The organism is Marinobacter shengliensis (assembly GCF_003007715.1).
Lineage (GTDB): Bacteria > Pseudomonadota > Gammaproteobacteria > Pseudomonadales > Oleiphilaceae > Marinobacter > Marinobacter shengliensis.
Genome location: NZ_PXNO01000019.1, coordinates 265616 through 278195, shown reverse-complemented (window position 1 = coordinate 278195; position 12580 = coordinate 265616). Strand labels below are relative to the sequence as shown.

Genomic DNA, 12580 nt, shown 5'->3' with positions numbered 1-12580 from the left:
CGGCTGAAGATTACCTAAAATTACAACCGTTAACGCGTTGTAACAATATGAATTTCAACAAATTTTAATGTATTTGATCGTATTTTGCATTTGCTGTTTAAAACGCATGATTAAAATGAGACCTGCGCAACAGATGGTTGGCGCTGGTATAGTAGGCGTTTCGGCGAGGCGACAGGATAAGGTTCGGGAGTGCAACGCAGTATGATTTTCATCAAGCGGTTATTCATCATGCCGGTGCTGCTGGCGGTCACGTTGTTGTCGGCAAACCCGGTACTGGCGGGGAGTCAGGGAATGCCGGCACTGGCATCGGTCAATGCCGCCGCCGCGGTTGCCGGAGAAGGCGCGCTGCTGTTTGGCAAGAATGCCGATCGGCCGGTTCCGATTGCGTCAATCACCAAGCTGATGACCGCCCTGGTGGTTGTGGAATCCGGCCAGGACATGAATGAATGGCTGACCTTCGAAGAGCGCCACGTGCCCGCAGCGGCAAACGCCTGGACCCGTATTCGCGTGGGCTCTCGATTGAAGCGGAGTGACGTGCTGAGAATTGCCCTGATGTCGTCGGAGAATTTTGCCGCCTACACCCTGGCGAGATCCTATCCCGATGGTTTCGATGGCTTTGTCGCGGCGATGAACGCCAAGGCTGCCGAACTGGGTATGGATAACACCCGGTTTGTTGATCCTACCGGGCTGTCTGTCGAGAATGTCTCCAGCGCCTCTGATCTGGTACGTCTTGCCAATGCGGCACTGGCGTATCCGCTGATTGGCGAATACTCGACCACTGGCTATTACCGTGCTGAATTCAGGGGTCCCAGGTACAGCCTGTCGTTTGGTAACACCAATGCCTTGGTGCATCGTCAAAGCTGGGGAGTAGGGCTGAGCAAGACGGGCTACCTGACGGAGGCTGGCCGTTGCCTGATCATGGTGTCCGAAATGGACAGCAAGCCGGTGATTACGGTGCTGCTGGATTCGTTGGGCACCCGATCGCCGATGGGTGATGCCGGCCGAATCAAACGTTGGCTGACGAGTGGCGATCCCGGGTCTGTGGCGGCTGCCGCCAAGCGGTACGAGCGGGAGAGAAACGCTGCCTGGGCGGCGACCGAGGGAAGCCAGACAGCGCGTATCAACCAATAACAGGGTTCAGCTGACGATGATCCAGATACTGACGACCGGCGGCACCATCGACAAGGTGTACTTTGATGCCAACAGCAAGTTTGAAATTGGTGAGAGCCTGCTCCCGGAGTTGCTCCGGGAGTCCAATATCCACGATGGCTACATCATCCGCGAGCTGATGCGCAAGGACAGCCTGGAGCTCACTGACGATGACCGGGCGACCATTCTGGAGGCTGTTCGTACCTCGGACTGCTCCAGAATCCTGATTACCCATGGTACCGATACCATGGCCCAAACCGCCCAGGTTCTGAAGCCGTTGGCTGATCGCACCATTGTGCTGACCGGTGCCATGCAGCCCGCCCGTATGCGCCGCACCGATGCCATCTTCAACATCGGTTTTGCCTGGGCGGCGGCGCAGCTTCTGCCACCGGGTGTCTATATCGCCATGAATGGTGAAGTCTTTGAGGCGGGCGTGGTGCGCAAAAACCTGGAAGCCCAGAAGTTCGAGCGTATTGCCACTGACTAATCGGGCTCTGCCACGGACTGGATTTCCTGCGCGGTCAATGAGCGGTAGTGTCCGGGTACCAGGGCCGGGTCGAGAATGATATCGCCAATGCTCTGTCGGTGCAGTGCCACAACGTGGTTGCCCACCGCGGCCAGCATGCGCTTTACCTGATGGTACTTGCCTTCCCGGATGGTCAGTTCGATCTCGGTTGCCGAGTGTTGCAGCACCTGGGCGGGTAGCGTCGGTTTTTGCTCGCCCTTCAGTTCGATACCTTGCTCAAGTGCCAGGCAGGCATGTTCGTCCAGCGGTTCGGCCAGGGTGACCCGGTAGGTTTTCGGGCAAGCCCGGCGTGGTGACGTTACCTGATGAGACCACTGGCCGTCGCTGGTCAGTAGTAGCAGTCCGGTGGTGTCTTTGTCGAGCCGGCCAGCGATATGAACCTGTCGGGCCAGTTCAGGGGGCAGAAGATCAACAGCGGTAGGCTGGCTGCTGTCGTTGGTGGCACTGATAACGCCAGCCGGTTTGTTCATCATCAGGTACAGGCCCCCGGGCAGAGTCAGCGCCTGGTTGTCCAATGTCACCTTTGCGTGCTCCGGCACCCGGCTGTTGGCACTCTTGGTCATTTTCCCATCCACCCGGACCCGCCCGGCCGAAATCGCTCGCTTGCTGTCCTTGCGGGAAAGCCCGCTGCTGTTACTGACAAACTGATCCAGTCGCATCAGCAGCTGTGCCCTTGCGGAGGCGCAGACAAGGTTGCCAGGCAGAGCACCGGCGTTCGCCCCGTCAGTCTTGACCAGAGCAGTGGCAGGGCGTCTCGGTTAACCGAAGGCCGCGGCATCCGGCCGCTGGGGATGGGGGTTACGCCGGATTCGGAGGTTTCCGCCAGAATGAAGGTAAACGGGTGAGCGCCGGGAATGCCCAGGCGAATGTCTGTGGCGGTGATCTGGTTGCCGGCTAGCCGGTAGTCCAGAAAGCCTCGGGTAAACCATTCAAGACGGCGGGCTTCCGGCAAGGAGGCAACCGATTGCGCCAGTTCGGGCCGGCGGGGGAAGTGCTCCAGGGTCAGTTCATCGCTGCCATCAAGAAACCCGGTGACTATTTCAACCCTATGTTCGTCCGTGATGGCGGTTACCCGCCATAAAATCGTGTTGAATGGCATCGGCTGAACCAGCAAGGACGCCTCCTTCATACCAACCTCCGCCAACGCCGGCTGAACCCTGTCGGTGATCCACTGCTGGGCAACCAGGGTCCAGCCGAGGTACAGGGTCGACAGCACCAGGCCCGCGGTAACGGCGTTTGTTGCCGGGGGGCGAATCAGGAAGGCCAGGCAGCCTGCCAATAGGGGCAGGGTATACAAAGGGTCGATAATAAAAATGCTGTGGAGGGCTACCGGGTCCCCCAGGGGCCAGAACAGTTGGGTGCCATAGGTGGTAAAGGCATCCAGCAGGGGGTGGGTGACGAGGATCAAGCCCACCAGGGCCAGCCACCGTTGATAGGAAAGCTGGGGTTTCCAGCGCCACAAGCCCCAGGCAATCAGAAACGACAGCGGGATCAGGATAAACAGGGAATGGCTGAAGCCCCGGTGTTGGGTGAAATTGGCCACGGCACTGCCGTAATCGATGACCACGTCGAGGTCAGGCAGGGTGCCCAGCAGTGCGCCGGTGAGCAGAACAGAGCGACCGAGTGTTTTGCCGGCAACCGCACCGGCAATCGATGCGCCGAGAGCGGCTTGGGTAATGGAATCCATGAATCTCCGCGACAATATCGTGAGGGGTATGGCAGATATTATGCGCTGATTCCGGAATCAGATCACTGGTTGGGAGGAAAGACACCGGCGGGCAGGCCGCCGGTGTGGGAGCATCAGACTTTACGGCGACGGGCCAGGCCAAGACCAGCCAGACCAAGGCCGAGTAGGGCGAGGGTGCCGGGCTCTGGCACGGAGCGAACGTTCAGTTTCGCCAGCAGGTTAACCGAGGTAGCCTTGCCTTCCGCGGTATAAATCTCATCAACGCCACCCTCAAAGCCCAGCAGGGTCAGCGAGTAGATGCTGGAGCCGAACTCGAACTCTGAGCTCTCAATCATGTTTTCCAGGCGCACAATGTCATCAACGTCTTTGGTTGAACAACCGAAGATAAAGGACAGTGGGCCACAATAGACATTTGGCGTTTCGTTATGGGAAAACTGGAACGTATAGGGGCCAGTGACATTGCCGTTATCAGGAGTTGTCGAGAAGGTTGCATAAACGTCCAGATCTACAGCAGTAATGCTGTCGCCCGTAATCCGGTTGTTGAAGTGGGTGAAGCTGCCAAGAACAAACGGGTCGCTGGAAGTAATGGTTTCAGGCAGGTTGGTGGCACCCTCAAACCCGTACCCGCTTTGCGGCCCTTGTGAACATTCTTTCCACCAAAGTTTGCCGGAACAGGTAACCAGACCTTCTCCCCAGCGCAAATTATCAGTTCCCACGCCCTGGATATTGCTGCCGCCAGTGGGACTTCCCCAGGCACCGGTCACGCTTTCCAAGTCAACCGGGAATGCTGCTGCTGTCGCCGCAAAGCCCATGGCTGCAGTTGCAACGAGTCCTTTCATCAATGTGTTCATGATCTTCACCTTGTTACCAGCTAGTCAGTTTCTCCCGTCGGCTCCGGGAATCGCTGGAACATGTAGCCAGATCTGTGCCAGGTGTATAACTGCCTGTTAATAGGGGATTAGTAGTCTGGCCAATGGAGGACGTGTAAAAAAAGCCGACGCAATGGGCGTCAGCTTTCATTGATCACGTTCAGTTTCTCTAGCAGGAGTTCCGACGGCATGCCGTCGGCAATCAGGCCCTGGGATTTCTGGAACTCGCGAATGGCCTTACGGGTGTTTGAGCCGAGGATGCCATCAGGGTTGCCGCTGGCAAAACCCTTGGTGTTGAGGTTCTCCTGAAGCTGGATGATCTGGTCACGGGACAGGGTGGGCTGATCTTCCGGCGGTGGATTCTGAAGCCCGCCGGCGCCAGCAATTCGATCGGCCAGGTGGCCAACGGACACGGCATAGAACTCCGAACGGTTCCAGCCCATGATGACCCGGAAGTTGCTGTAAACCAGGAACGCCGGGCCCCGATGGCCGCTGGGCACCACCAGTGCCGCTTCAATCGGTTCGTTTGCCAGGGCGTTGCCAAAGGCATCTGTGATGCCCATACCACGCCATTCGGCCAATGGTAAACGGCGGCCATCGGACAGGCTGAAGTCAAAGTTGGCTGGCAGAAGGACCTCCCGGCCCCAGCGATACTCGCCGTCCCAGCCCATGGATTGGAGGAACTTACCCGCAGACATCATGGCATCCGGCAGGCTGTTCCAAAGGTCCCGGCGGCCGTCGCCATCGGCATCGACCGCATGTTGCAGGAACACAGTGGGCATGAACTGGACGTGGCCCATGGCGCCGGCCCAGGAGCCTTCCATCTGTTCCGCGGGAATGGCCCCTTCGTCAATGATTTTCAGGGCCGCAACGAACTGCTCGGTAAAAAAAGTGCTGCGGCGCTGGTCGCAGGCCAGGGTTGCCAGTGAGCTGGGCACCGGCATCTTGCCGAAGTAGCTGCCATAGTTAGTCTCAAGGCCCCAGAACGCCAGCAGGTAGGGCGCCGGGACTCCGGTTTCACGGGTAACCCGGTTGAGCAGATCCCGATGCGTTTCGAGTAACTCCCGGCCTTTGGTAATTCGGGACTCATTCACGCGGCGGTTGAAGTAATCGGCAAACGTGGTTGTAAACTCCGGTTGCCGGCGGTCGAGCTCAATCACGCGCTCAATATAGTTAACGTTGGCCAGCACGTCCCGGGCGGTAGCCTCGCTGACGCCGGCACCGACAGCCCTGGCCTCGAGGGTTTGTTTGCACTCGGCAAATTGCTCGTCAGTCATGACCGGTATGCTCTGGCCCTGAGCGCTAAAGGCCAGGGCCGATAGTGACAGGGCAGCCAGGGTACGGCGGATGTTCGGCCGTGTAATCAGATGAGCCACAGTAAACCTCTCGGGACGAAGGTAAGCGATCGATGTCGCCATGTTAGCCTGTTTTCCAGCCGGGAAAACACTGCATGAGGGCCTGGTGTGTGACAATTCTTTAATGCCTGATGGCATCTGTCGTGTTTGTCGTCTTTTTGTTGCGGGTGGGTCACGCTGAGCCCGCGATGTTCTATAGTTTACGGATGCACGCAAGCCCGGAGTGGATGGTTTTATGGCAACACTGAAAGCGCTGGTGGTGGACGACGCCAGTTTTGTGAGGGATCTGGTAAAACGCACCGTACGCCAGCGATTCCCGGTGATCGAGACTACCGATGCCCAGAATGGTCGCCGGGCCCAGTCGCTGATGTCCCGGAGCAATTTTGATCTGGTTCTGTGTGACTGGGAAATGCCCGAGATGTCCGGGCTGGAACTGCTGCAGTGGATGCGCCAGCAGCCTCAGTACGAGAAAGTGCCATTCATCATGATTACCAGCCGGGGCGATAAGGACCATGTGATTGAGGCGGTCAAGGAAGGGGTGTCCGAGTACCTGGGCAAGCCATTCAGTCCTGAGGGGTTGAGCAAGAAAATTATCAAGGTTATGGGGCGGCGCCTGAAAGACGCTATGGAGAAAGGCGGCAAATCCATGGAGGGGCCGGCGGATGCCTTCAAGGAATCAGCGGCGCTACTAACCCAGAAGCGGGATGCTCCTGAGCCTCGAAAAGAACCGGCCGCTGGTGCCGAGGAACAGGACAATCCGCTGTTGGCGGGAGGGCGTCGAGAAGCCACGTCCAGACCGGCCGCTCGCGGGCCCATGAGCCTGGCCTCGGTCAGGTTTTCCGACAGCACGCTGAAATCTGTGGTGAAAGATGTCAACTTGATGGAAGTTCGGGTGGTTGCCAAGCGGGACCAGGAGTTTCCCGGCATCCTGGATCAGGCGGTGGTGGATATTGATATTGGCGACGGGCAGATGGCTCGCCTGAATGGCTATGTGCACCAGTTGCAGGCAGTCGACAAACGACAGGATACCGACTTTGTCAGCGTCACCATCCGGTTTGTCGACGAGGATCCGAAAAAACTGGAAGATCTGTCACGATTTGTGGCGCGATTCCGTGCAGGTAGCCGCTAGGTCGCCCTGGTGTCGGGCGAATCAGCGGTCGTTGGTTTCCGGAACCCGTTCCACCAGTCGTTCCCGGGGGAAGTGGCAAATGAATTCGCTGCCTTCGCCAACCTTACTGCGAATTTCGAGATTGCCGTCGTGGTTGATCAGTACATGCTTGACGATGGCCAGGCCCAGACCAGTCCCGCCGGTATCTTTGTGTCGGCTCGGGTCGGCCCGGTAAAAACGCTCGGTCAGTCGGGGGATATGAACCGGGTCAATACCGATGCCGGTGTCCTTTACCCGCAGGTGAGCGCCGTCCCGGTTGGTACTCCAGGAGACTTCAATGTTGCCGTTGGCCGGGGTGTATTTGACGGCATTGAAGATCAGGTTTGAAAAGGCGCTCCTTAGCTGACTCTCGTCGCCCCGTAACAGACGGTGGTCTGTGACCTCTACCAGAATTCTGTGATTTCTCTCGCCACTGAGCGCCCTGGCATCGTGGCAGATCTGCTCGATCAGCTGTTCGACATCGGTCAGGGCATCGTCGCTGGTGTGTTCCCCGGTCTCAATTTTTGACAGCAGGATCAAGTCGGTTATCAGGGCCTCCATGCGGGAGGACTGCGCCGCCATGGTGTTGATGGCCCGTCGCCACTTCGGGGGCAGTTCGTCACCGTGATCAACCAGGGTTTCCAGATATCCGCTGATGACGGTCAGCGGGGTACGCATTTCATGGGAGACGTTGCCGACAAAATCCCTGCGCATCTGTTCCAGTTGGTAAAGCCGGGTGACGTCCTTGGCGACGATCAGCCGGTCGTCATCGCCAAACAGGCTGATCTGGATCTGCAGGTGGATGTGGGGCCGGGCTGGTGAGTGGATTTCCAGTGGCTCCCGGTAATCCCGGGCGTCGAAGTAGGCTTTGAAGGTCGGGGTGCGAATCAGGTTGTGAATGTATTGCCCCTGGTCGGTGCTGCGCCGGAATCCGAGCAGGTATTCCGCCGAGCCGTTCCACCACTCCATGGCGCCCCGGGCGTCGGTCATGATGACCCCGTCACGCATGGCGTTGGTGGATTCCTGCACACGGTTGATCCGGGCGCGTAGCCGGTCCTGGGTCAGCAGGTGCCCCTGGTGAAGTTTGTGAAGGTTGTCAAAGATGTCACCCCACAGGCCGATACTTTTGGGTGGCTCGCCAGTGGCGCTGGGGTTGGCCAGCCATTGGTAGAGGTGGCGGGCCTGGCCCAGTGTCCACCAGAGGTAGGCCATCAGTCCCGCGAGCAGGCCATACAATGGGTAGCCGAAATACCAGCCCACCAGGGTGGCGCCGGCAAGGCCGGCGAAGATCAGGCGCAGATATCTTGACCAGTTGTGTTGCATCAAAGTCTGCCTTGTTGTGTGTCCGGCGCTGATGCGTGACGGCCGGTATGGATCAGGCGGCTCGTGTTGAGAAGCGGTATCCGGTGCCCCGTACCGTCTGAATCAGGTGATCGTACTTGTCGCCGAGCGCCTTGCGCAAGCGCCGTATGTGCACGTCAACGGTGCGTTCTTCAACATACACATTGCCGCCCCAGACCTGGTCCAGCAACTGGGAGCGGGTATACACCCGTTCCTGGTGAGTCATGAAAAACTGCAACAGCCGGTATTCGGTGGGTCCCATGGTCAGTGCGCCCTCAGGGGAAGTGACCCGGTGGCCGACCGGGTCCAGGGTCAGGCCTTCCACTTCAATGGGGCTGTCAACGCCGGCCGGCGTTGCCCGGCGGAGCACGGCCTTCAGACGTGCCACCAGTTCCCTGGGGCTGAAAGGCTTGGTGATGTAATCGTCGGCACCCACTTCAAGGCCCTGGATCTTGTTGTCTTCCTCAACCTTGGCGGTCAGCATGATGATCGGAATATCCGCCGTGGCCTCTTCTTTTTTCAGCCTTCGGGCCAGTTCAACCCCGCTGGTGCCAGGCAGCATCCAATCCAGAAGAATCAGGTCGGGCTGTTTATCAACGATCAGGGCATGCGCTTCTCGGGCATCCGCTGCCTCCAGGTAGTCATAATCAGCCATTTCGAGCGCGACCGCGATCATCTCGCGGATAGGTGCTTCGTCATCGACGATCAGGACAGTTTTTCCAGTCATGAGCATTAACCTGTGTCAGACCCTGGGAGCAATAATTGCTCCCCAGTAATGTTGCTGAGTCATTACAACGCGTCTTTGTTACAAGTATATGACATGGTTGGATGGTCAGATCATCAAATCCAGCGCCAGGCCGGCGAACACTGCAAAGCCCGCCCAGTTATTGTTGAGAAAGGCCTTGAAGCAGCCGTCCCGGGAGCGCTCCCGTGCCAGGTATTGTTGGTAGACAAACAGGCTGGCCATGGCGACCACTCCCAGATAATAGAAGCTGCCAAGTTCGGCCTGGTTGCCCACCATGATCAAGATGATAATCACCATCGCCTGCAAGCTACCGATAATGGCCCGGTCGGCCTCTCCAAACAGGATGGCGGTCGATTTGATGCCTACCTTGACGTCATCATCCCGGTCAACCATGGCGTAGAGAGTGTCGTAGGCGACGGTCCAGAGCACGTTGGCGGTGAACAGCAGCCAGGTGAGCTGGCTCAGTTCATTGGCCTCGGCGGCCCAGGCCATGGGGATGGCCCAGGAGAAAGCGGCGCCCAGGAACAGCTGGGGCAGGTGGGTATAGCGCTTCATGAACGGATAAATGAAGGCCAGCAGGGCACCGCCGAATGACAGGTACAGGGTCAGCGAGTTGGTGAACAGCACGACCATCAGGAACGACACCAGGCACAGGCCGGCAAACAGGGCGACGGCTTCCCAGGCCCGGATGCGGCCAGTGGTCAGGGGGCGGTCTTTGGTGCGTTTGACGTGGCGGTCCCAGTCCCGGTCAGCGAAGTCGTTAATGGCGCAGCCCGCCGCCCGCATGAAGAACACGCCCAGGGTGAAGATCACAACGTTGGCCAGGGACGGCATTCCACCGGCGGCCAGCCAGAGTGCCCACCAGGTGGGCCAGAGTAACAGCAGGCTGCCAATAGGCCGGTCGATGCGCAGCAGCTTCGCGTAATCGGCCAGACGGCTCTGGACGTGTTCTGGCAGGGCGTTCTGCAGCATGGCAAGGGTCTTCCATCGGTCGGGTACGTGGGCAGTGGCTGATTATAGCCAGCCTGGCGGCGCCGGTTAAACCCGTGTTTACCGCTGGTAGAGTGTGGGCAGCAGGTACTCGCCCACCATCAGGGCCTCGTTGCCTCGGTGAAACAGGGAGCGCCGGGCCAATTGCGGCTGCTGGCCATCGGTGTTCTGGCATAGTCCGGTTTCCAGTGGGCCGCGCAGCCATTCAGGACGGCTGAAGAGATAGGCACCAAGAGGCTTGTTGCCAAGGTTGCGAAGGCGTCGGCCGTTGCCTTCGAGGCAGGCCAGGGGAATGACGGTGCGGGCAAGAACCCAGGGTTGGCTATCGCCGCACAGGCGTACTTCCCTGATCCAGGCCCGCTGCCGGGGCGCGAGGCCGAGGCGCCGTGCTTCCTCAAGTGTTGGCACGGCGAAGCCCTCGTTGCAGACTTCCACGTGAAAGCGGTAACGGCACTGTTGTTGGAGCGCCCGGGTAAACGAGCCCTCCACCTGGAGCCAGTGCCGGGCCGGGCCGTGTACCGCCGGATTGTGAAGCCCGGCGGCAGCAAGAGAACGGTACCAGCGCGTGGGGGGAATGATCGGCCCGTTGCGGTGGTCAGAGTCCTTTGACGGCATAGATTCCGGGCGCGTTGCGCCAGTATCCCTTGTAGTCCATGCCATAACCGAACAGGAATCGGTCTTCGACATACAGGCCGGTGAAGTCTGCTTTCAGGCCAGGGCGGGCCTTGCGATCGTGCTCCTTGTCGACCAGAACTGCGGTCAGGACTTCTTGGGCACCATGAGCCAGGCAGTAATCCGCAATGGCGCAGAGGGTCGTACCCTCGTCGAGGATATCGTCGACAATCAATACCGTGCGGCCTTTCATGTCGGCCTCAGGCTGGAGCTTCCATTCCAGGATACCGCCAGTGGTTTCCTGGCGGTAGCGGGTTGCGTGCAGGTACTCCGCCTGGACCGGGAACAGAAGCCTGGGCAGCAGTTGCCCGGTCAGTATAAGACCGCCGTTCATCACACAGAACAGCAGTGGGTTGCTGTCTTTAAGGCGCTCGGTAATGGCAGTGGCCATTGTGTCGATGGCGGCACTCACCTGCTGCTCATTCACCAGGCAGTCGGCTTCGGCCATGACCTGGTTCATGTCGGCGACGGTATCGGTCATAACGGTCGGATCCTGTCGTAAAACCGGCGATTATACCGAAGTGGGGCCATTGAAGGGAGGGGGTGGCGCCCGGTAGCTATCTGTAGTTACTGCTATTGGCACAAATATACCGGGATGAGCGTCCGTGCTGGCATTGGTCATCGGCAATGGTACGAGTATTATGGCCCTTTGCGGTTGTCTGGCCTGTCCGGACAAATCTTTAAAGTGATGCTTGATTGTTGCATTGTCAGACAATAATATTCCGCCAACATTGATGGGAGAGATAGCATGAAGAAGTGGCAGTGTGTGGTTTGTGGCCTGATCTACGATGAGGCCGAGGGTTGGCCGGAAGATGGAATCGAGCCGGGTACAAAATGGGAAGACGTGCCCGAGGATTGGGTTTGCCCGGATTGCGGCGTTGGCAAAGAAGACTTCGAGATGATCGAAATCGGCTGATAAACGGAGCAGATGAATGACCAACCAGGCACCGATTGTGATTGTAGGCACCGGGTTGTCGGGCTACTCGCTGGTACGCGAATTCCGCAAGCTGGACAAAGACACCCCGATCGTTATGGTCACCGCCGATGATGGCGTCAGCTATTCCAAGCCGATGCTGTCTACCGGGTTTACCAAAGATAAAGACGCCCAGGGGCTGGCCCAGGCCGATACCGAAGCCATGGCTGAGCAGCTTGGGGTGGAAGTACGCACCTACACCACGGTGACCGGTATAGACACCGGCAAGCACGAGTTGATCCTGGGTGATGAACGGCTAGGTTACAGCAAGCTGGTGCTGGCCTGGGGGGCTGACGTGATCCGCCTTGGTCTGGCTGGTAATGGCCTGGACCGTGTGTACTCCATTAACGACCTGCTGGACTACCGGGCATTCCGCAAAGCGCTGGAAGGCGGTAAGCGGGTAGCGATCATGGGGGCCGGGTTGATTGGTTGTGAGTTTGCCAACGATCTTCGCAATGGTGGTTATGAGGTCGACGTGATTGCACCGGACGCCACGGTGATGCCCAGCCTGTTGCCGGAGCCCGCCGCTGAGGCTGTTCGCCATGAGCTGACGGAGCTTGGGGTTCGTTTCCACCTGGGAACCGTTGTCGAGCGGGTTGATGAGGACGGAGACGGCGTCCGGCTGACGCTGGGTAACGGTGAAACACTGCAGGCCGACCTGGTGATTTCAGCGGTTGGTTTGCGGCCGCGAACCGAGCTGGCGAAAGCCGCGGGGCTGGACACCGGGCGGGGCATACAGGTGAACCGTGCGCTGGAAACCTCGGCAGAGGATGTCTATGCCCTGGGCGACTGCGCTGAAGTGGACGGCCAGGTGCTGCTGTATGTACTGCCGTTGATGGCCTGCGCCCGTGCTCTGGCGAAAACCCTTACGGGCGAACGCACCGAGGTCCGCTATGGCACCATGCCAATCATGGTCAAGACACCTTGCTGCCCGACAGCCGTGTGCCCGCCACCGATCGGCGCCGAAGGGAACTGGCAGATTGAACAGGAAGCATCAGACGTGAAAGCGTTGTTCAAGTCGCCTGCCGGTGAAACACTCGGGTTTGCGGTGACCGGACGGTTTGCCGTTGAAAAACAGGCGCTGGCGCGGGAAGTGCCGCCTCTTCACCAGGATTGACCAGCCTGC

14 protein-coding genes are annotated in these 12580 nt (G+C 58.9%); 5 read left to right on the top strand and 9 right to left on the bottom strand.

All coding sequences use genetic code 11. From position 1 onward, the window contains the following. Positions 1-201 precede the first annotated feature (201 nt). Complete coding sequence (pbpG, locus tag C7H10_RS05050) at positions 202-1131, top strand: D-alanyl-D-alanine endopeptidase (RefSeq protein ID WP_244178181.1); 930 nt, start codon at positions 202-204, stop codon at positions 1129-1131. A 16-nt stretch (positions 1132-1147) separates the two neighbouring features. Next, positions 1148-1636, top strand: a complete 489-nt coding sequence (locus tag C7H10_RS05045) for an asparaginase domain-containing protein (protein WP_106693995.1) — start codon at positions 1148-1150, stop codon at positions 1634-1636. On the opposite strand, the gene C7H10_RS05040 is transcribed toward C7H10_RS05045, so the two are convergent. From C7H10_RS05040 to C7H10_RS05025, 4 genes are all read right to left on the bottom strand, one after another. After that, positions 1633-2334 (bottom strand): pseudouridine synthase, encoded by a 702-nt coding sequence (locus C7H10_RS05040; RefSeq protein WP_106693994.1) that lies wholly within the window; start codon positions 2332-2334, stop codon positions 1633-1635. The two genes, C7H10_RS05045 and C7H10_RS05040, sit on opposite strands and share 4 nt — an antisense overlap. Beyond that, complete coding sequence (locus C7H10_RS05035; protein ID WP_106693993.1) at positions 2334-3362, bottom strand: metal-dependent hydrolase; 1029 nt, start codon at positions 3360-3362, stop codon at positions 2334-2336. The genes C7H10_RS05040 and C7H10_RS05035 overlap by 1 nt, the downstream gene beginning before the upstream one ends. Positions 3363-3475: 113 nt before the next feature. Beyond that, entirely contained in the window at positions 3476-4213 is a 738-nt protein-coding gene (locus tag C7H10_RS05030; protein ID WP_106693992.1) for a THxN family PEP-CTERM protein, read from the bottom strand. A 158-nt stretch (positions 4214-4371) separates the two neighbouring features. After that, on the bottom strand, positions 4372-5508 hold the full coding sequence (locus C7H10_RS05025; RefSeq protein WP_425269116.1) for a lytic murein transglycosylase: 1137 nt from the start codon (positions 5506-5508) through the stop codon (positions 4372-4374). A 313-nt stretch (positions 5509-5821) separates the two neighbouring features. Between C7H10_RS05025 and C7H10_RS05020 the strand changes: the two genes are divergently transcribed. Further along, the gene (locus C7H10_RS05020) at positions 5822-6715 is read left to right on the top strand and encodes a response regulator (protein WP_106693990.1); all 894 of its coding nucleotides are present in this window, start codon (positions 5822-5824) and stop codon (positions 6713-6715) included. 21 nt (positions 6716-6736) lie between these two features. Here the strand turns inward: C7H10_RS05020 and phoR are convergent, their stop codons facing one another. From phoR to C7H10_RS04995, 5 genes are all read right to left on the bottom strand, one after another. Continuing rightward, on the bottom strand, positions 6737-8056 hold the full coding sequence (gene phoR, locus C7H10_RS05015) for a phosphate regulon sensor histidine kinase PhoR (protein WP_106693989.1): 1320 nt from the start codon (positions 8054-8056) through the stop codon (positions 6737-6739). A 52-nt stretch (positions 8057-8108) separates the two neighbouring features. Beyond that, complete coding sequence (gene phoB, locus C7H10_RS05010; protein WP_058091532.1) at positions 8109-8801, bottom strand: phosphate regulon transcriptional regulator PhoB; 693 nt, start codon at positions 8799-8801, stop codon at positions 8109-8111. A 105-nt stretch (positions 8802-8906) separates the two neighbouring features. Further along, on the bottom strand, positions 8907-9791 hold the full coding sequence (gene ubiA, locus C7H10_RS05005) for a 4-hydroxybenzoate octaprenyltransferase (RefSeq protein ID WP_106693988.1): 885 nt from the start codon (positions 9789-9791) through the stop codon (positions 8907-8909). A gap of 78 nt (positions 9792-9869) precedes the next feature. After that, positions 9870-10424 (bottom strand): chorismate--pyruvate lyase family protein, encoded by a 555-nt coding sequence (locus tag C7H10_RS05000; protein WP_106693987.1) that lies wholly within the window; start codon positions 10422-10424, stop codon positions 9870-9872. Beyond that, a complete protein-coding gene (locus C7H10_RS04995) occupies positions 10405-10962 on the bottom strand; it encodes a hypoxanthine-guanine phosphoribosyltransferase (RefSeq protein WP_061330843.1) in 558 nt (185 codons plus the stop codon). The genes C7H10_RS05000 and C7H10_RS04995 overlap by 20 nt, the downstream gene beginning before the upstream one ends. Positions 10963-11229: 267 nt before the next feature. Between C7H10_RS04995 and C7H10_RS04990 the strand changes: the two genes are divergently transcribed. Both C7H10_RS04990 and C7H10_RS04985 read left to right on the top strand, forming a co-directional pair. Next, the gene (locus tag C7H10_RS04990) at positions 11230-11397 is read left to right on the top strand and encodes a rubredoxin (RefSeq protein ID WP_008173532.1); all 168 of its coding nucleotides are present in this window, start codon (positions 11230-11232) and stop codon (positions 11395-11397) included. Between the two features lie 16 nt (positions 11398-11413). After that, a complete protein-coding gene (locus tag C7H10_RS04985) occupies positions 11414-12571 on the top strand; it encodes an NAD(P)/FAD-dependent oxidoreductase (RefSeq protein WP_061330842.1) in 1158 nt (385 codons plus the stop codon). Positions 12572-12580 lie beyond the last annotated feature (9 nt).